Origin of the sequence: Sulfuriferula plumbiphila, from assembly GCF_009938015.1 — a bacterium.
GTDB lineage: Bacteria > Pseudomonadota > Gammaproteobacteria > Burkholderiales > Sulfuriferulaceae > Sulfuriferula > Sulfuriferula plumbiphila.
Map to the genome: position 1 here is coordinate 2,986,631 of NZ_AP021884.1, position 18,745 is coordinate 3,005,375.

Annotated in this window: 15 protein-coding genes; 5 read left to right on the top strand and 10 right to left on the bottom strand. The window is 59.3% G+C overall.

Annotated elements, in window-relative coordinates; translation table 11 throughout:
• Positions 1-225 precede the first annotated feature (225 nt).
• The gene (locus GZH91_RS18180) at positions 226-849 is read left to right on the top strand and encodes a PEP-CTERM sorting domain-containing protein (RefSeq protein WP_223264551.1); all 624 of its coding nucleotides are present in this window, start codon (positions 226-228) and stop codon (positions 847-849) included.
• 80 nt (positions 850-929) lie between these two features.
• Here GZH91_RS18180 and GZH91_RS15430 read toward each other — a convergent pair whose 3' ends face one another.
• Positions 930-2,606, bottom strand: coding sequence for a bifunctional sulfate adenylyltransferase/adenylylsulfate kinase (locus tag GZH91_RS15430; RefSeq protein ID WP_147072922.1), 1,677 nt, complete (start codon positions 2,604-2,606; stop codon positions 930-932).
• 10 nt (positions 2,607-2,616) lie between these two features.
• Positions 2,617-3,582 carry a DHH family phosphoesterase gene (locus GZH91_RS15435; protein ID WP_147072920.1) on the bottom strand — a complete coding sequence of 322 codons (966 nt, stop codon included), beginning with the start codon at positions 3,580-3,582 and terminating at the stop codon, positions 2,617-2,619.
• Between the two features lie 76 nt (positions 3,583-3,658).
• Here GZH91_RS15435 and GZH91_RS15440 point away from each other — a divergent pair, with 76 nt between their 5' ends.
• Positions 3,659-4,741 carry a VanZ family protein gene (locus tag GZH91_RS15440; protein ID WP_147072918.1) on the top strand — a complete coding sequence of 361 codons (1,083 nt, stop codon included), beginning with the start codon at positions 3,659-3,661 and terminating at the stop codon, positions 4,739-4,741.
• Here GZH91_RS15440 and GZH91_RS15445 read toward each other — a convergent pair.
• The 8 genes from GZH91_RS15445 to GZH91_RS15480 form a co-directional block, all read right to left on the bottom strand.
• Positions 4,700-7,993 (bottom strand): VanZ family protein, encoded by a 3,294-nt coding sequence (locus GZH91_RS15445; protein WP_161984295.1) that lies wholly within the window; start codon positions 7,991-7,993, stop codon positions 4,700-4,702. The genes GZH91_RS15440 and GZH91_RS15445 overlap by 42 nt on opposite strands.
• A gap of 83 nt (positions 7,994-8,076) precedes the next feature.
• Positions 8,077-8,247: a hypothetical protein gene (locus GZH91_RS15450; protein ID WP_161984296.1), complete on the bottom strand. Its 171-nt coding sequence runs from the start codon at positions 8,245-8,247 to the stop codon at positions 8,077-8,079.
• 4 nt (positions 8,248-8,251) lie between these two features.
• Positions 8,252-8,779: a shikimate kinase gene (locus GZH91_RS15455; RefSeq protein WP_147072913.1), complete on the bottom strand. Its 528-nt coding sequence runs from the start codon at positions 8,777-8,779 to the stop codon at positions 8,252-8,254.
• A gap of 108 nt (positions 8,780-8,887) precedes the next feature.
• Positions 8,888-11,095: a type IV pilus secretin family protein gene (pilQ, locus tag GZH91_RS15460; RefSeq protein ID WP_147072911.1), complete on the bottom strand. Its 2,208-nt coding sequence runs from the start codon at positions 11,093-11,095 to the stop codon at positions 8,888-8,890.
• Between the two features lie 14 nt (positions 11,096-11,109).
• The gene (locus tag GZH91_RS15465; RefSeq protein WP_147072909.1) at positions 11,110-11,613 is read right to left on the bottom strand and encodes a pilus assembly protein PilP; all 504 of its coding nucleotides are present in this window, start codon (positions 11,611-11,613) and stop codon (positions 11,110-11,112) included.
• The gene (locus GZH91_RS15470) at positions 11,610-12,233 is read right to left on the bottom strand and encodes a type IV pilus inner membrane component PilO (RefSeq protein WP_147072907.1); all 624 of its coding nucleotides are present in this window, start codon (positions 12,231-12,233) and stop codon (positions 11,610-11,612) included. The genes GZH91_RS15465 and GZH91_RS15470 overlap by 4 nt, the downstream gene beginning before the upstream one ends.
• A complete protein-coding gene (locus GZH91_RS15475; RefSeq protein ID WP_147072905.1) occupies positions 12,230-12,814 on the bottom strand; it encodes a PilN domain-containing protein in 585 nt (194 codons plus the stop codon). Before GZH91_RS15475 ends, GZH91_RS15470 begins: the two co-directional genes overlap by 4 nt.
• A complete protein-coding gene (locus tag GZH91_RS15480; protein ID WP_147072903.1) occupies positions 12,811-13,887 on the bottom strand; it encodes a pilus assembly protein PilM in 1,077 nt (358 codons plus the stop codon). The genes GZH91_RS15475 and GZH91_RS15480 overlap by 4 nt, the downstream gene beginning before the upstream one ends.
• Before the next feature lie 209 nt (positions 13,888-14,096).
• Here GZH91_RS15480 and GZH91_RS15485 point away from each other — a divergent pair, with 209 nt between their 5' ends.
• The 3 genes from GZH91_RS15485 (at position 14,097) to GZH91_RS15495 (ending at position 18,735) form a co-directional block, all read left to right on the top strand.
• Positions 14,097-16,445, top strand: a complete 2,349-nt coding sequence (locus GZH91_RS15485; RefSeq protein WP_147072901.1) for a penicillin-binding protein 1A — start codon at positions 14,097-14,099, stop codon at positions 16,443-16,445.
• 2 nt (positions 16,446-16,447) lie between these two features.
• A complete protein-coding gene (locus GZH91_RS15490) occupies positions 16,448-17,071 on the top strand; it encodes a nucleotidyltransferase domain-containing protein (protein ID WP_147072899.1) in 624 nt (207 codons plus the stop codon).
• A 317-nt stretch (positions 17,072-17,388) separates the two neighbouring features.
• Positions 17,389-18,735: a TIGR03013 family XrtA/PEP-CTERM system glycosyltransferase gene (locus GZH91_RS15495; RefSeq protein WP_408646944.1), complete on the top strand. Its 1,347-nt coding sequence runs from the start codon at positions 17,389-17,391 to the stop codon at positions 18,733-18,735.
• Positions 18,736-18,745 lie beyond the last annotated feature (10 nt).

The following is an 18,745-nucleotide window of genomic DNA, read 5'->3' on the forward strand; positions in this document are numbered from 1 at the left end:
AAATTTTTACAGTCGCGCCGGGGAACTTTCCACACGCGCTGCTTCCCCCCTTGCCATGCATTCATTAACATAATGAAGTTAAATGTAATTTTATTTTTATGTTTTCTGCTGGCATGGCTAATGCATGCCCAATTGGCAAGGGCGCTACGATAGAGATTTAGGGAAATACAGAAATCGTGTCTGGCCCATTTATTTTTATTTGACCCCATTTATTGGAGAGCACAAATGAAATCAAGCTATTTGCCTAAATTAAGTGGCTTGGCAGCCGCCGCAGTTTTGCTGTCCGCTGGCGCCGCGCAGGCAGTGCCATTTAACCAGTGCCCGGTTGTCGGTTATGCAAACAGCTGTGCCGTGCTGTACACATTCAACGCTGACGGCTCTGTTTCTACTTCTGTTGATCCCTCCATTAAATCGACGGACAACATCGAAGATACGCTGGCAGGCGTAATGAATCTATCCGGGCATAGCATAGATTTCATCACATTGAGTGGCGTAGGGATTAATGGCACTCCGCTTTTCGCTTTTGATGGCGATGGCCAGAGTTCTATCACCAATCCTGGTACTGGTCCCGGCGATACCTATTTTGGTCAGTATTTTGACGCTAACAATACGCTGCTCGGCACGACCTCCTTTTCGGCCATCAGTCTCGATCAAAAGACCGGTACGGTTGATTTCGCCGGGCTGACCGATGGTGGCCGCGCCTGGTTCGTGCTGGAAGATCAGATCAGCTTCACCGCACCGCCCCCTGTTACAGGAGGCGGCAACACCGTGCCCGAACCCGCCACCCTGGCGCTGCTCGGCATCGGTCTGACTGGACTGGCTGTGCGCCGGCGCAAGGCAACAACCTGATCTGTCGGATTAATTGACAGCAAAACGGCGGCCGAGGCCGCCGTTTTTTTATTGCCCTTATGGCATCACCACTCATCCGATTAGCGCAAATACCCCTCATGCTCCAGCTTGAGCAATATCCGCTGCACCGCTTCGTCCACTGTCAAGTCCGTGGTATCAATCGACAATTCCGGCCGCTCCGGAACCTCGTAGGGGTCAGACACCCCGGTGAACTCCTTGATCAGCCCCGCCCGCGCTTTGGCATACAGCCCCTTGCGGTCGCGCGCTTCGCAGGTTTCGATAGGGGTGGCGACAAAGACTTCAAAGAAGCCACCGAGGGGTTCGATCATGGCGCGCACATCGCGGCGCGTATTGCGATAAGGCGCAATCGGCGCACAGATGGCGATACCGCGGTTTTTGGTGATTTCCGACGCCACGTAGCCGATGCGGCGCACATTGATGTTGCGATGCTCGCGCGAGAAGCCGAGTTCGGATGACAGGTGGCGGCGCACGATATCGCCATCAAGCAGGGTGACCGAGCGCCCGTCCAACTCCATCAGGCGCGTGCTCAGCGCACGCGCAATGGTGGATTTGCCAGCCCCGGACAGGCCGGTGAAAAACACGGTAAAACCCTGCCGGTCGCGCGGCGGGTAGCTGCGGCGCATCTCCGCCAGCACTTCGGGGAAGGTGTACCAGTCCGGAATATTCACGCCCGCCTGCAGTCTGCGCTGAATTTCTGCACCGCTCAGGGTCAGCGCCCGCGCGCCTTTTGGGAGTTCTTCCAGCGGCATGAACTGGGCGCGTTCTTCCACGTACACCATGCGCGGAAACGGGATCAGTCCCACGCCGATTTCAGCGATGTGGTCGGCGACGCGCTGATAGTCCGCGTGTTGCACGATGTCGGTACCACGCCGGCGCTGGCCGTGTGCGTCGTGTTCACCGCCGACAATCAGGTGCGAGCAGCCGTAATTGCGCTGGATGATGGCGCGCGCCAGGGTGTCGCGCACGCCGCCGTCACGTGCATACACCGGCGACAACCCTAGCTGGCTGGTTGCAGAAGGGAAGCGCCCGATCACCGCCTGATAACTCCGCACCAGGGCGAAATAATCGGCGCTCTCCACCGGGTCGCCGCCCGCCATCGGATGGATCAGCAGGTTGGCCTCATTCTGTACTGCGGCGCGCAGAATAAACTCGTACTGGGCACGCTGCAGCTGGGTGCGCGCCGGATAGGCGATCACGTTGCGCCAGCCGCGCCGCATGAACCCGGCGCGCAGTTCGGCCGGGGTAAGGCGCAGCGCCATGAAGTCGTGGCGCAGCGGCAGCGACAAGCCCTCAACCGCGCCGCCCACATACCACTTGGCCGGTGCGTCGGCTGCCAGGCCCAGTTGCGCGGCTTCGAGCGCCGTATCCGCCTGCCAGATTTCATTCACCGCGACCGCCGCCAGCATGAAGCCCTCGGCGTCGCGTAATGCCAGTCGCTCTCCGGGTTTCAGGCTGTGTGCCAGCGCTGCGCTGATTTGCAGCACCACCGGCAGTGCCCAGGCACGGCCATCAGCAAGGCGCATGGAGTGCAGCACGCTCAGGTAATCGGCCTGTCCGAGGTAGCCGGTAAGCGGCGCATAGCCGCCATTCAACAGCAATTCCAGATCGCATTGCTGACGCCAGTTCAAATCCAGCGACGGCAGGTGAAAAGCATCGCGCCTGAGTTCAGTGGCACGCGTGCTGCCCACCAATAAATTCACCAGCTCGCCGCCGTAAGGCGTGATTAACTGCTCCACAGCACCCCCCTTAATTATTCCCGAACAGCTTATAAAAACGCCTCACAAACTCATCCAGCTCCGCCTCGGGCAGGTGATTGATGCCCGCCGCAGCGCGCCGGCCGCCGCCCGTGGCAAAGCCGCTGCACAGCACATCCGCACCGGTCCTGGTTGCCTGCGGTGAGCGCACGCTCACCACATAACCGCCGCCGGGTTTGTGGGTAAGCACAGCATGGGCGCGCTCGGGATGGTCGGTTGCCAGGCGGTTACCGAACACCCCGGATACGCGCCGGCTCCAGGCCGCATCGGGTAACAGGTAAACAGCACCGCTGCTGCGTTCTTGGATGGGCGCCAGCGCCTGCGCCCGTGCCATGTCCTCGGCGTAACCGTCACGCAGCACGCGGTAAGCCGGCTCGGCATGGATGAGCTCGAATGGATCGGCGTAACCATGCACGATGCGGTAGAGCGCCACAGGAGCGTAGAACAAATCCGCCAGTGCGTCGCCGTAGCCGTTGTAGTTGATGCATTCACCGAGGCTGCGCAGCTCATCCAGCTGCGCTTCGCTCAAATTCAGCGCTGCGGCAGCCGCACGCGCGGCGCCGGCCATGTTGTCGCCGAACGCGGCCACCACCGCCCAGACCAGCTGGCTGCCGCCCAGATAGCGGTTCACCAGAAGGCTGGTGCAGACATTGGCGTCGGTATCGATGTGCGCATCCAGATGCGGATGGCGGGGAATGTCTCCGGGGATGTGATGATCGAAATAACGCACATGCGCACCGGCTTCCAGCAGGGCGACGAGCGCCGTGCGGTTTTTGCTCATGGCGATGTCGAGCACGGTAATTTCATCCCCGGCTGCTGCGCGCACCCGTGCGAGCAGCGCGATATCGCGCTTCACCCCGCTAATCAGGGTAGCGTCCAGCGGCTGTGCCAGACGCAACTGGTGCAAAGCACAAATACCGTCGGCATCACCGTTGAATACATCGAAATACTGTGCCACGTTTTGCTGTCTCCCTGAGTTGTTCTGGAACGCTACAGCAGCGCTATATCATACCTGCTTCTGCTACCATCACCCCATGCCTGACGCCATTTCATCCTCAACCCTGACCCGCCTGATGCGCCTCGGCGCGGCGCTGCTGTACCTGCTGCTGATTGGTTACGGCAGCCTGTATCCATTCAGCGGCTGGCGCGCGCCGCTGAATGGCAGCCTGGCGTTTTTGTCGGCACCCTGGCCACGCCACATTACCCGCACCGACCTGATTACCAACCTGCTGGCCTATCTGCCGTTGGGCTATCTGCTTGCATCATGGCTACGCCAATACCTGCCACGCTGGCGCGCCGCGCTGTGGGCAATCCTGGCTGCCGCCCTGTTCAGCCTGTTGATGGAATGGGCGCAGACTTTCCTGCCCGGCCGCATTGCGGCAACCCTGGATATTGCGGCCAATGCGGCCGGTGCCATGCTGGGCGTGCTGCTCTACCGCCTGTTGCAGGGCAGCAAGTGGCCCGGGCGGCTGCTGCCCGGCTGGCGCGGACGCTGGCTGGCAGCTGGGCTGTGGAGCAATTTCGGCCTGCTGGTGCTGGCGCTGTGGGGGCTATCGCAACTGAGCCTGGATGTGCCCTCACTGGTGGCAGGTAATCTGAAGACCCACTTTGTGCCATTTTGGGAGCTACCCGGCGACGGCTACCGGTTTCACCCGTTGCAGGTGCTGATATTTGGCGCGGAAGGTGCGCTGGCGAGCTTGTTGATTGCCAGTCTGATGCGCCACCCGCCCAGGCAATTTGCTGGCTGGGCGGGAATTTTTGGTTTTGTACTGGTATGTAAACTGCTCGCCGCTGCTCTGCTGTTAAAGGGCTGGGTGCTGCCACGACTCTTATCTGTGGAGATGATGAGCGGCATGGTGCTGGCGGTGCTGCTGATTATCTGGGCAAGGCGCGAACCCGCTGGTCTGCATACACAGCTTCTGGCCTTGCTGCTGACGCTGGCAGGGGTACTGCAATTCCTGTTGCACAGCAGCGCAATGCGCACTTTTTCAGGGGGCAGCGGGGCTGTCCCCCTCAACATTACCGCGCTCGCAGCCTGGGTGGCGCTGGTGTGGCCGCTATTGGTACTGATGCTGCTATGGCTGCGCCCGCTGGCTGGCGCGCACAGAGCGCCGTAAGTGGTGCCGTTCTCGCAACGCCGTCCAGGCCCACAACAGGTAAAACAACAGCGCCATACGCGGCACATCAAACAGGCTGTCCACCACGCCCACGGTAAGGAATGCCACCAGCGCTGCTGCCAGCGCGGGCGCCGGAAACTCGGCTTCGCGCCAGCGCCGCGCCAGTGCAATGAAGGCATAAACCACCAGCGCAGCAAACAGCGCGAGCCCGATGCCGCCTTGCTCGAAATACAGCTGCAGCCACAGATCCTTGAAATGCCAGGGTAAATGGTTGTCGGTGGCGAAGAACCAGTGGTCCATGCCGGCGCTAAAGCTGCCGTTATGCACCAATTCGCGCCCGGCTGCGTCGCGCAGGGACACATCGTCAACATCCAGCCGCGTGCCAAGGTTCGGGTTGTAAAAACTCAGTTTCACGCTACGTTGTGCATACCAGGGATGCTTCGAGAATCTGGCGGTATCCACATCCAGTACAAAATGCCGCCACTGTCCGCCGGTATTGCCGACATGCACGGTCTGCCACACGCAGGCAGATGAATACAGCATCCATTTCTCGCACACCGGCACGGTCAGCTCCGCCTGGTCCTGGCGCGCGCGCGCGGCGAAACGCAACTGATAGTGCTGGTCCGGCCGCACGGCAACGATTTGTTCAAAATACAGCGCGTCGCCCCCACCCAGTTCCAGCCAGGTGTTGTCATTTTGCGTAACGAATCGGTAGCTGGCAGGCCGCACACCCTGGGTGTTGCGCCAGAAATAGGTCTCCGGGTAGCGCCCCAGCCCCATGCCGGATAGCTGCGTGGCGATACCGTCATTCATCATGCCGATAGCTTCTTGCCAGTGCGCGGTGCGGATGTGGACGTCCCGCTGCACGGTGGCAAAACGGCTCTGCATGTAACTGCCTTCTACCACCGGCCAGGCAATCCCGCCCAGTACCAGGAGCAGCGCCAATCCGCCCATTATCCGGGTGGTGCGCAGCGACCCGCTGCGCCGCAACAACATCCCTGCCCCCAGCACCGTCATACCCAGCAGCAGCGCAATGTAGCCGCCACGCGCGAATGTCACCATCAGCGCATATACACCCAGCGCAAACACGCCCATACCGAACCAGCGCGCCAGCGTACCCCGGCTGTATAACGCCCACCAGGCCACGAACGGCAGCGCGGTGGCGAAATAACCCTCGATATATGCGCCGCCGGTATGCATCCCGGAGAACATGCCCACCACACGATAGTCGCTGCTGAAATTGAGCAGCCCGGTAAACGCGGCACGCTCCCAAAGCACCGAAATCCCCGCTGCCAGTACGCCCAGCGTCATACCCAGGGTGAGCAGGCGCTGACTGCGGGCGGCATCCTGGTCCAGCTCCAGGCGCAGCAGAGGCAGCAATAACAGCAACCACAGCAAGCCTTTGGCAACGCGCAGCGCATTGTATGGGCTGTAGTAATTGCTGAATGAATTGGCATCCAGCGCGGGGAACGGGTACGCACCGATCAGCGCGGCAGCGGCCACCGATAGTGTAAACAGTGCCAACAGCAACCATGCGGCGGCACTCAGGCGCCATGCCAATCTGCCGCCCCTGCGGCGCCAGCCCACAACGGCAAACGTGGCAAGTATCAGGCAATCAAATTCATCAAAGAAAAAGCGGCCGCTGAATGGTGCCAGGTCGAGCACCGGCAACATCGCCGGCAGCGCCACCAGCCATGCCTGCGGCCAGCGCCGCAACAGCACTGCATACGCCAGCAAGGCGCCGGCCAGCCAGAGGCTGCCCAGTGGATAGCGCCACACCGCCCATGCCAGGATGCCGGCGCTCACCAGCGCCAGCGGATTGATGCGGCTGCGCGCGCGTGCAACGCCCGGCTGGGGTTGTGACTCGGCCGCGGAGACCGTTGCCAGCGCTGCGGGCGCCCGTTGCCGCGCGCTATGCAGTTGCGTGGAAGGCGCATTCAATGCGCTCATCCAGGCCAGCACGCGATACGCCGCCGCAGCCGCCAGGGCTGCCAATAGCACATTGGTTGGGTCGGGGTGTTCACTGGGCTGAAACAGCTTGCTGAACTCGGCCACCATTGCGACAAGCATGGCCAGCAATGCCGGGATGGCTGCGCCCATGCGGCGCACGGCGCCCAGCCGCCACAAATACGCCAGCATGCCGAATGGCGCATAAGCCACAACCACAAACAGCAGGCTGGTCAGCGCGACGGCCTCCGAGGTGTAGTAGTGGTAGTAAAACGGCAGGAAATGCACCTCCTGCAATCGCGCCAGGCCGTCATGCCAGCTCAGCCAGTGGGCGCGATGCCCATTTAGCAGCACCGCCAGGGCCAGCAGATAAAACGGTAACGCCAGCACCGCCAACACGCGGGTCCAGCGCCACGCCCGGGCACTCATGGGCTGCGCCAGCACGCGCTGGTACACCGCTACGCCCAACCCCATGCCCAGCGCGCGGGTCAATACCGATGCGCCCTGCGAAATACCGGACTCCAGAAACAGCTGGGTGAGTTCGATCGCCACTCCCAACAGCGCGCCTGCGCCCATGGCAACCACCACCCGTGCCGTACCCGGCACGCGTAGCCAACGCCACGCCAGTAATGCGCCCAGCGGCACCACCGCGAGCGCCTCTTCCACCAGCTTGGCGGTGCAACGTGCTGCACCGCTACAGACAGCAGGCGATAACAGCCAGCCATCGCGGCCATTGGCAAGCCGGGCGGCCAGTTCATTCGACGCCAGCACAAAATCGTACGGAAAAAAACTGACCGCCAGGTAGCCCATCAGGTACAGCACAAACGCCGCAGCCAGCGCCCCATCGCCCCGCTCACCCAGATGCGCAAAGCGGCGCGCGATGCCCTCCCCGATCAGCAGCCATAGCCCCACACCCAGCACGCTGCCAATGATCTCGGCGACGATATCATTGAGCGACACCGTGCGTGGTGGAAAGTACATCTGGGTAAACTCGATGCCCAGCGCCAGCGCTACGCACACCGCCAGGGTGACGCTGCCCGCCGCCCAGTAGCCGGCACTGCTGCGCGGCCGCTGCGCCCACATCAGCAGGAACGCCAGCGGCACATACAGCACCAGGTTGGCAACCCAGTCGGCACGCGAAATGCTGTCCATCGCCAGCCAGGGAATCGCGCCAAAATGCTGTAACGCCAGGTTCCACGGCACGGCATGGAAATCCAGCGGCACCAGGCTGCCGTAAATCACAAAGCACAGGTAGGCCAGCGCCGCATAGGTGATCGATGTACTGCGCTCGGGCTTGTTGTTCATGAATCTCCCCTTATTTGCGGCGTGGGCGTGCCAGCAGCAGCGGCGCGCCGGCAGGTGGTTGCACACTGGACAATGCGCCCATATCATCCGGGTTGCGGCGTTGTCCGACATAGTCGCGCGCCGGACTTCAGGGTGTGCACCAGAGCGTGATCATTGACAGGATTGGCGCTGATTATTCGTGCATCAGCCGTGCCTGCCAGTCCCGCCCAGACGTTGAATACCACCTGCCACGCATAGCGCCAGGCCACAGTCACGATGCTAATCCGGCATGCCGGCAAGTTTCTGCTCAAGCTGGCGGACCAGGGTATTGACGTTCTGGCGGCTGGTGTCGATCACCACGTTGGCCACTTCGCGATACAGCGGGTCGCGCTGGGTATACAGTTCGCGCAAGCGCGCTTTGGGGTCGGCGGTTTGCAATAACGGTCGATTGCGGTCATGACGCGTGCGTTGCCATAATTCCTCCACCGTGCCACGCAGATACACGACCGTACCGCGCGACTTGAGCAAGGCCCGGGTTTGCGCACTCAACACCGCACCACCGCCGGTGGCCAACACCACGTTGTCGAGGCTGCTCAATTCGTCAATCACGGCTTCTTCACGCCTGCGAAAACCCGCCTCACCTTCCACCTCAAATATCACCGGGATGGTTACGCCATTGCGGCGCACGAGTTCATGGTCGGAATCATAAAAGCATTTGTCCAGGTGCCTGGCCAGCAACTTGCCCACCGTCGTCTTGCCCGCGCCCATCAGGCCGACCAGAATAATATTGGTATGTTTATCAGTCATGGGCGAGATTGTAGCGAAAGCTGGTGCTGCCACCTAGCCCGGCGCTTTTGAACCAGCGCACAAAACAAAGGCGGGCAATGCCCGCCTTTGTATAGCTGGATGAGACCTTTAATGCAACTCCAGATTGTCCTTGATAATGCGCGGAGTGAGGAATATCAGCAATTCAGTTTTCTGATCAACCCTGGAATTGTCTTTGAAAAGATTGCCAAAGATCGGGATATCCCCTAACAGGGGCACCTTGTTAGTATCATTGCGGGTGCTTTGTTCGAAGATACCACCCAGCACTGCCGTTTCACCGTTCTTCAAGCGTATCTGCGTTTTAACCCGTTTGGTATTAATGGCCGGATTCCCCGCTGTAGACGCACCAACCGCGTCTTTCTGAACTTCAACATTCAGGATCACGGAATCGTTGTTCAGGATTTGCGGGTTAACCAAAAGACACAGGAAAGCATCCTTGAACGTCACTGTGGCCGGGGAGTTCGCGGTGCCAGGCGTAATGTAGGGAATCTGCGTGCCCTGCAAGATGACCGCAGGTCTCTGGTTGGAAGTCACTACACGCGGATTGGAGATGATCTTGCCGCGATTGTCCGCTTCCAATGCGGACAGCTCGAGGCTCACCAGATTGCCGCTGCCCAGATTGATAAGCGACAACCCGAGCGTGCCGGCTGCACCGGAAACAGGCAGGTCCACATTAAATGGCGCCGCACCATTCACGCCGGAGACTATCCCGTTCGCTGCGTTAGCTGCGGTATTGGAAAAACCCACGCTGTCGTTTTTCCGGCCATGCTGGACACCAAAGCGCGCGCCCAACTGGCGGCTGAACCCGTCATCCGCCACCACCACGCGCGCTTCGATCATGACCTGTTTGGCAGGGATATCGATCAACTTGAGCAATTCGCGCACTTCGTCCTGCTTGCTGGGCGTGTCGCTGACAATCAGGCTGTTGGTCTGCGGCTCGGACGAGGCGCTGCCGCGTGCGGAAAGTATCCGGGTCAGCGTACCAAGCGAACCAGGCGCTGCCGAGATGGGCGCAGCGGTGGTTGCCACCGGGGTCGCCTTGACGCCTTGAGCCTGTGCCGAACACGTCACGTCTTCACCGTTATCGCCGGATGTTGCCGCCAGCCCCTGCAGTACCCGGGCAGCCTGATCAGCGCGCATGTAGTCGAGCACATAACTGCGCACGACCAGCGGCTCCAGTGCCTGCGTAGCCTGGCGCGACTCCAGCTCGCTTTTTTCTTTGGCGATCAGCTCATCCTTGGGTGCCACCCAGATCACATTGCCATTGACGCGTTTGTCCAGCCCCTTGCTTTGCATGATGATGTCGAGCGCCTGATCCCAGGGCACATCTTTCAGGCGCAGGGTAAGGTTGCCGTTCACCGTGTCGCTGGTGATGATGTTAAGACCGGTAAAGTCAGCGATCACTTGCAGCACAGAGCGTACTTCCACGTTCTGGAAGTTGAGCGAGAGTTTTTCCCCGGTATATTTTGGCTTGCCTGCGGCGGCCTTACCGGTGTCTTCCGGCTTGGCGCGCACTTCGATGGTGAACTGGTTGTCAGCCTGATAAGCGGAGTATTCGTAGTCGCCTTTAGGCTCGACGGTCATGCGCACGTTACTGCCGCTGCCCTGAGTTTCGATATATTTCACCGGCGTGGCGAAATCATTGACGTCCAGGCGGCGCTGCAGGCTGCGTGGCACGTCGGTATTGAGGAAATCCACAACCAGCTGCTGTCCCTGCTTGCGGATATCAATGCCGGTGGTGGTATCGGACAAGGTGGTGACGATGCGTCCTTCGCCACTGGCACCCCGGTGGAAGTCGATGTCGCGCACGCTGTGTTTGGCTGCGCTCGGCGCACCCTCGGCGAAGCGCGGCGTCACGTTGCTGGTGGTCTGGCTGTCGGATTCCTGCAGGGTGATGAGCAGGGCATTGCCGTCGATGCGCGTGGTATATTGAGCCGCCTTGGACAAGTTCATCACCAGGCGGGTACGGTCGCCTGCCTGCACGATATTGATGCTGCGTAGCGGTCCCTGATTGACGTTTACAGTATTTTTACCAAGGCCATTGGCGGCTCCGGCCAGATCGAGCACCACACGCGGCGGGTTGTTGATGGTAAATCCGGCCGGGCTGGCTCTGAGGGTCTGTTTCAAGCCCACTTTGATCAGAAGCTTGCCGCCTTCCAGGGTGGAATAATCCAGTGTCTCTACACTGTTGGCGTCGCTGCCGGCTGCGCGTGCAGTCTGCATACCCGTTGCCAGCAACATGGCCAGAGCGATACAGGCAAGTAATTGTTGGGGTAAACGAGCCAGTTTGTTTTTCATGGTGGACCTCATGTTTACTGTTCCTGCAGGGTAAGGTTGCTTTCGCGCTCGGCCCAGTCGCCTGCGCTGTCCTGCACGATTTCTTTTATTTTCACCGCGGTGTCATTCACTGCGGTTACCAGGCCGAAATTCTGCCCGATATGGTTGCCGCTGTGGATCCGGTAAATAGCGTTGTCCGGGGCTTTAATGACCGCAAAAGTCTTCCCTTTCTGCTTGAGCACACCCACCATTTTCAGGCTTTCCAATGAGTAGGATTCAAGCGGTTCTTTGGGGCGGTTCATATCTGGCTGCAGACCGCCGCCACCCTGGGTAAGCCTGAGCTTGCGCGGCTTGAACGGGTCGGGCAGGTCAAACGCCGCATAGGTAAACGGCTGGTAAGGCTTGACCTCAGGCAGCGGATCAACCTTGCCACGCAGATTGTTGCCCGAGTTTTTGACGAACTGCTCCAGGTCTTCGTAGCCATTACCGCCGCACGCGGCGAGGCTCAACAACAGGATAAGGGAAACGAGCCGTTTCATTTTTTAGCCGCCTCCCTGGCGCTTTTCTTTTGCGCCGCGATTTCGTCATCGTCCAGGTAACGATAGGTCTTCACGATGGCATTCATATACAGGGTGCCGTCTTTTTCCGGGCCGATTTCAATGTCGTGCAGGGTAACAATACGCGGCAGTTGCGCGATGTCGCTGGCAAAGGCGCCGAGGTCATGATAACTGCCGGTAAGGCGCACGCTGATCGGCAATTCGGCGTAGAAATCACCGATTTTTTCTGTGCCCGGCTTGAACAATTCGAATTGCAGACCGCGCCCCAGTCCAGCCTGATTGATGTCAGTCAGTAACGCGTCCATCTCCGACTTGTTTGGCAGTTGTTTGAGCAGCGCGCCGAACGAGCGCTCGATATCCTTGAGCTGCTGTTTATAGGCATCAAGGTTGATGGCCTGACGCTTTTTGCTAAGGTAGGTGTCACGCAGGGACATTTCTTCCTGCTTGGCGGTGTTCAGTGCAGCCAGTTGCCCACTCCAGGCGAACCAGTATCCGGCGAACACGATAGCCGCAAACAGCACCGCCAGGATGGCCACCTTTACGCTCATCTGCGCATTGGCCAGATCCTTGAGATTGAGGTTATTCAGGTCATCCAGGGTCATGATTTTCCGCCATTTTTTTCCTGCTCATCGGCGCTGTCCCGCGGCTGTTTTTGCTGCACATTGAGATTGAACTCATTGGCGCGCAGGCCCTGTACGGTAGCCGCATGGATCTCAATCAGTACCGGCGATTCCAGCCACGGTGATGACTCCAGATTGCGCATCAGGGTGGAAACGCGTGCGCTGGACTGGGCATAACCTTGCAGATTGATGGTATTGCCGGTCTGCTTGATGGACTTCAGGTAAAGGCCCTCGGGCAACAGCCGCACCAGCTGGTCGAGCAGATGCACCTCGTTGGAACGGTTGGTTTGCAGGGTTTCCACTGCCTGCTTGCGTGCCAGCAGCGACCGGGTCTGCTCCTTGAGCTTCTTGATATCAACAATATCCTTGTCGAGCTTGGCGATTTCTACTTTTAAATACTCATTACGCTTTGCCTGGGTCTGTTGACGCGCATCCAGGGCCAAATAGCCCAGAATTACGATTGCAATGCCCAGCAGGGCAACCGCCCCCAGCAACAGATTGAACTGGCGCTGGCGTGCTGCACGCTTGACTTCACGGTGCGGGAGAAGGTTGATGCGTATCATGCCGGGTCAAACCTCCTCATCGCCAGACCGCAGGCCACAATCAGGGCAGGCGCGTCGAGTGCCAGCCGGCCCGGCTGCACTCTGTTTGAAACCGCCATATTGGCAAACGGATTGGCGACCATGGTGCTGGCCTGGGTGCGCCCGGCGACCGTTTCATCCAGACCGGGGATGGCCGCACAACCACCCGCAAGCACGATGTGATCAACCTTGCTATACGGCGTGGAAGTAAAGAATAGCTGCAGCGCGCGGCTGATTTCCAGCGCGACGGTATCGGTGAATGGCTCCAGCACTTCCGGTTCATAACTCTCCGGCAGGCCACCGCCACGCTTGGCTTTTTCTGCTTCCTCGGCGGACATGCCATAGCGGCGCTGGATTTCCTGGGTAAGCTGGTTGCCGCCAAACGACTGTTCACGCTGGTACATCATGTGTCCGTCCACGAACACCATGATGTGCATGGTTGCCGCACCAATGTCAATCAGCGCGACGGTCTGCCCGCGTCCATCATCGGGCAGCATGTGGGTCATGGCTTCGTATGCTGTCTGGCTGGCGTTGGATTCCATATCCATGACCAGCACCTTGAGGCCGGCTGCTTCCGCTGCGGCCACCCGGTCTTCGACTTTTTCCTTGCGGCTGGCGGCGAGCAGCACCTCCACCTCGCCAGGATTATTGGGCGCCGCACCCAGTATCTGGAAATCCAGATTCACCTCATCCAGCGCAAACGGTATGGACTGGTTGGCTTCTGCCTCGACCTGCGATTCCAGCTCAAGCTCGGGCAGATCGGCAGGCAGGATGATTTTCTTGGTAATGACCGCCGCCGCCGGCAACGCCAGGGCAACATGCCTGGCGCGGCTGCCCATGTCTTTCCAGGCGCGCCGGATGGCATCGGCCACTTCGTCGAGTTTGGCGATATTCCCATCGACCACGGCCTCCTTGGGCAAGGGCTCGATCGTATAGCGCTCGATGCGAAACAGGCCACGTCCGGCATCGCTGACTTCCACCATCTTCACGGCACTGGTGCTGATATCGACGCCAATCAGAGGGGGAGACTTCGCTTTGAAGAAATCGAACTGCAACGGAAATCCCTTTTTTAATGTAGTAGTTAGGAACCAAATACACAATTCGCGTTAAATGCTAACAACAAGTTTTTATGCTGTAAAGATTTTTACGCCACCAGCAATCCAAACCGGTATACAGACCGGGCGCATTTTATCTTGCATACTGATAACGCCTATAATGTCGGGAACTTTAGATTCCTCACCCAAGATTTTTACCTCATCCCAAAATGTTCAAATCTCGTTGGCACTACCTCGTCGTTGCGCTCGTCGCTTTTTTTCTGCTCTTCGCCGCCCTGGGAGTACTCGCTGCCGTTTTGATTTACCCCAACCTGCCCAGTCTGGACAGGCTCACCGATTACCGTCCCAAAGTACCGATGCGGATATATACCGCCGACAATTCGCTGATTGCCGAATTCGGTGAGGAGCGTCGCGCCGTGGTCAGCCTCACCAACATTCCGCATTTTGTGCCGCAGGCCATTCTGGCAGCGGAGGACGAACGCTTTTACCAGCACGGCGGAGTGGACACCCTGGGCATATTGCGTGCAGCGCTGAGTAACGTGCTATCGGGTGGCGCCAAGGAAGGGGCTTCCACCATCACCATGCAGGTGGCACGCAATTTCTTTCTGTCCAGTGAAAAAACGTTCACACGCAAATTGAATGAGGCGCTGCTGGCAATCAAGATTGAACATACCCTGTCCAAGGATCAAATCCTCACTCTGTATATCAATCAGATTTACCTTGGCCAGCGCGCATATGGCTTCGGTGCCGCTTCTTATGCCTATTTCGGCAAACCGCTGCAAAAAGTCAGCATTGCCGAGGCGGCGATGCTGGCCGGGCTACCCAAGGCGCCATCGCGCTACAACCCGGTGGTCAATTTTGAGCGTGCGCGCCAGCGCCAGTTATATGTACTGCACCGCATGCATGAACTCAAATACATTGATGACGCACAATACGAGCAGGCCAAAAACCAGCGTCTGGTAATCCGCAATACGCTGCAGAACGCGACCAATGTCAGCGCCGACTACGTCGCCGAGATGGTGCGTCAGGCCATGTACGACCGCTATCAGGACGCCATCTACACCAGTGGCATGAAGGTCTATACCACGATACGAAAACACGATCAGGAAGCCGCCAATCAGGCGCTCTGGCAGGGCGTAATGGATTACGACCAGCGCCACGGCTATCGCGGTGTGGAAGGGAGCGTGCCGATGCCTGCCGACAGCCAGAATCCGCAAGCCGCACTCGATGATGCGCTACAGAACATCGCCGTCATCCACGACCTGCAGCCTGCCGTGGTGCTGGCAGCCAGCCCCAAGCTGGTGCGTGCCTATAGCAAGGATTCCGGCACGCTTGCCATCACCGGCGCCGGACTCAAATTCGCCCAGCGCGCATTGACCGGCGGCCTCCCCGCCAGCCTGGACATCCGGCGCGGCGCGTTGATCCGGGTACAGAAAAATGCCAAGACCGGCGCCTGGCGTATTGTCCAATTACCCGCCGTGGAAGCCGCGTTTATCTCGATTGACCCGAAAACCGGCGCGATTCGCGCACTGGTTGGGGGCTTCGACTACAACCACAACAAATTCAACCATGTCATCCAGGCCTGGCGCCAGCCCGGCTCCAGCTTCAAACCCTTCATTTATTCTGCCGCGCTGGAAAAAGGTTTTACCGCCGCCACGCTGGTGGAAGACACGCCGCTCACGATACCCGCCGACCAGGCCGGCGGTGTGGCGTGGACGCCCAAAAACTATGAAGATACTTATGCGGGCATAGTCAGCGTGCGTCAGGCGCTGACCAAATCACTCAACCTGCCCACCATTCGCATCCTGCAGGCGATTGGTCCTTATTACGCGCGTGACTACGTCAAACGCTTCGGTTTCGACCCCGCGCGCCAGCCGCCTTACCTCACCCTGGCACTGGGTGCGGGCTCGGTCACGCCGCTGCAACTGGCCACGGGTTACACCGCGTTTGCCAATGGCGGCCAGCTGGTCACACCCTATCTGATTACCCGCGTGGTGGATCAGCACGGGCAGGTACTAAGCCAGGCCATCCCGGAAAAACCGCACCAGGTGATCGACCCGCGCAACGCCTTTATCATGACCAGTCTGATGCAGGACGTAGTGCGGCGTGGCACCGCAGCGCGCGCCATGCAACTCGGGCGCAGCGATCTGGCTGGCAAAACCGGCACCACCAACGACCAGCGCGACGCGTGGTTTGCCGGTTACCAGCCCAGCGTGGTTGGCGTCGCCTGGATCGGCTTTGATCAGCCGCGCTCGCTTGGCAGAGGTGAAACCGGCGCCCAGGCCGCACTGCCGATCTGGATGAAATACATGGGAACGGTATTGCGTGATGTACCGCAAACCGGCTACACCATGCCCAATGGTATTGTCACTGCCACCATCAATCCGCTCACCGGCCTGCCGGTTGCAGACGGCGAGCAAGGCTACAACGAATATTTTTATCAGGAGACCGTGCCGGTGCTCTCCACCGCCCCTGCCGTACCGGATGCGGCCCCTGCCACACCGGACGCCCAACAACAGCCCGATTCCCAACAACCCAACTCCAGCCCGGTGTTTTAAGCATGATGAGTAGCCGACGCAATCAGCTGCGTGAACGCGTGGCGCAACTTGCTGCCCAGTTGATGGCCGAGCACGGCATTCAGGATTTCGGTCTGGCCAAACGCAAAGCTGCACGCCAGATGGGCGTGGAAGACGGACACAATTTGCCGGGCAATCAGGAAATCGAGCTGGCGCTCAAATCGTATCAGGCGCTCTACCATGGCGAGTCGCACCCGGCGCGATTGCGGCTGTTGCGTGAAATCGCGCTGGACACCATGCGCATGCTCGCCGATTACCATCCCTATTTAACCGGTTCGGTACTCAATGGCACTGCCGGGCCGCACTCCGACATCAATCTGCAGCTATTCACCGACAACGAAAAAGAATTCGAGCTGTATTTGATGCAACGCAACATCCCGTTCAAGCAGGGCCAACGCCAGGTGCACCGGCAGGGGGGGACGAAAAACATCCCCAGCTTCACGCTCAACCTGGACGCCACGGATGTGGAAATCGCCATTTATCCTGAAGACGAATTGCGCAGCGTGCCACGTGGCCAAGCCGAAGGGCGCTCGCCAAGACGCGCCAAATTGGCACAGGTACAGGCACTGCTGGACGACGCAACCCCTGTTTTGCCCGCCATTGAATAGCCCAACATGGGGCACGCCCCTCTCCTGGCCCCGCCACCCAGTGTCAAAAAATCCGACACGCAGTTGAGAACACGACGCCAGACCGCTAGACTTCTGCCCGTGACAAGATTACCAGGCCTCCTGAACACCCTATAGGACAAGATCAAGCCACAATTTTTGATACCTGGCACACATTCTGCGTAGTCAGCCTGGAAAGCCAACGTACTGCACAGACCAATCGGCAGCCCGACACACTATAAACGCAACAATCCGAGGGCGACAGGCACGACATGATTCGATTTTTCAGACATTACATACCCGCACATCTGATCTTGATGATGGGGCTGGACATTGCCGTCATGATCGCATCCATCTACCTGGGTATCTCCGTGCGCTTCATCGAGAGCGACAGCAACCTGCCTTCTTCGCTCGGGCCGATACTGCCCAAAGCCAGCCTGTTTGCACTGGTGATGATGCTGATCATGACGGCATTTGGCATGTATAGCGGCGAATGGATGGCGGGGGCGCGCGCCGTTGCCATCCGCATGATTGCCAGTTTTGCTCTGGGTTTCGTGGTCATGAGCCAGCTGTTTTATTTGTTCCCGGATATACTGCTGGGGCGCGGCGCATTTCTGTTTTCACTGCTGTTCGCCCTGATTGGCGTAACGCTTACCCGCATTGCGTTCGTCAAATGGTCCAATCTCGACGCCTTCAAGAAGCGCGTCCTGGTGCTGGGCAGCGGCAGTCGTGCCGCCAAGGTGGATCACCTGATCAAGTCGATGTCGTCGGCACGCAGCCTGCAGATAGTGGGTTATCTGCCCCTGCAGGGCAGCCACCACTATGTGGAGCATTCGCGCGTACTGCATGACACTGCCAGCCTTAGTGAAATCGTCACCAAATACAATATCCATGAAATCGTCATCGCGGTGCGCGACCGCCGTGATGGCGGCCTGCCGGTGGGCGAGCTGCTGGAATGCAAGCTGCGCGGTATCAATATCATGGAATTGTCGTCGTTCTTCGAGCGCGAGAATGGCCAGCTGCAGCTGGAGTCGCTCAACGCCAGCTGGATCATCCTGTCGGAAGGCTTCAAGCAGGGACTCGCGCGTGACACCGTCAAACGCATCTTCGATCTGGTGGTAAGCCTGGTCATCATGCTGGTTTCCCTGCCCGCCATGGCGCTGACTGCGCTGGCAGTTTATCTGGAAAGCGGCGCCCCCGTGCTGTATCGCCAGGAACGCGTCGGCCAGCATGGCAAGCCATTCACCATCATGAAATTCCGCAGCATGCGCTGCGACGCGGAACAGGACGGCAAGCCGCGCTGGGCCGGCAAGGACGACGACCGCACCACGCGTGTCGGGCAGTTCATCCGGCGCGTGCGTCTGGATGAACTGCCGCAGTTATTTAATGTGTTCATGGGGCATATGAGCTTTGTCGGCCCGCGTCCGGAACGACCCTATTTCGTCGGCGAACTGATCCGGCAGATTCCCTATTACAATAGCCGTCACACCGTCAAACCCGGCATTACCGGCTGGGCGCAAGTGCGCTACGCGTATGGCGCCAGCGTCGAGGATGCCGTGGAAAAGCTGCAATATGATTTGTATTACGTCAAAAACCATACCCTGTTCCTTGACATGATGGTCTTGTTTCAGACAGTTCAGGTCGTACTCTGGGGCAAGGGCCGGTAACGCGCGCCTG

Coding starts and splice junctions, on each gene's coding strand:
- GZH91_RS18180 (WP_223264551.1), top strand. CDS start 226: ATGAAATCAAGCTATTTGCCTAAATTAAGTGGCTTGGCAGCCGCCGCA.
- GZH91_RS15440 (WP_147072918.1), top strand. CDS start 3,659: ATGCCTGACGCCATTTCATCCTCAACCCTGACCCGCCTGATGCGCCTC.
- GZH91_RS15445 (WP_161984295.1), bottom strand. CDS start 7,993: ATGAACAACAAGCCCGAGCGCAGTACATCGATCACCTATGCGGCGCTG.
- GZH91_RS15455 (WP_147072913.1), bottom strand. CDS start 8,779: ATGACTGATAAACATACCAATATTATTCTGGTCGGCCTGATGGGCGCG.
- pilQ (WP_147072911.1), bottom strand. CDS start 11,095: ATGAAAAACAAACTGGCTCGTTTACCCCAACAATTACTTGCCTGTATC.
- GZH91_RS15465 (WP_147072909.1), bottom strand. CDS start 11,613: ATGAAACGGCTCGTTTCCCTTATCCTGTTGTTGAGCCTCGCCGCGTGC.
- GZH91_RS15470 (WP_147072907.1), bottom strand. CDS start 12,233: ATGACCCTGGATGACCTGAATAACCTCAATCTCAAGGATCTGGCCAAT.
- GZH91_RS15475 (WP_147072905.1), bottom strand. CDS start 12,814: ATGATACGCATCAACCTTCTCCCGCACCGTGAAGTCAAGCGTGCAGCA.
- GZH91_RS15485 (WP_147072901.1), top strand. CDS start 14,097: ATGTTCAAATCTCGTTGGCACTACCTCGTCGTTGCGCTCGTCGCTTTT.
- GZH91_RS15490 (WP_147072899.1), top strand. CDS start 16,448: ATGATGAGTAGCCGACGCAATCAGCTGCGTGAACGCGTGGCGCAACTT.
- GZH91_RS15495 (WP_408646944.1), top strand. CDS start 17,389: ATGGGGCTGGACATTGCCGTCATGATCGCATCCATCTACCTGGGTATC.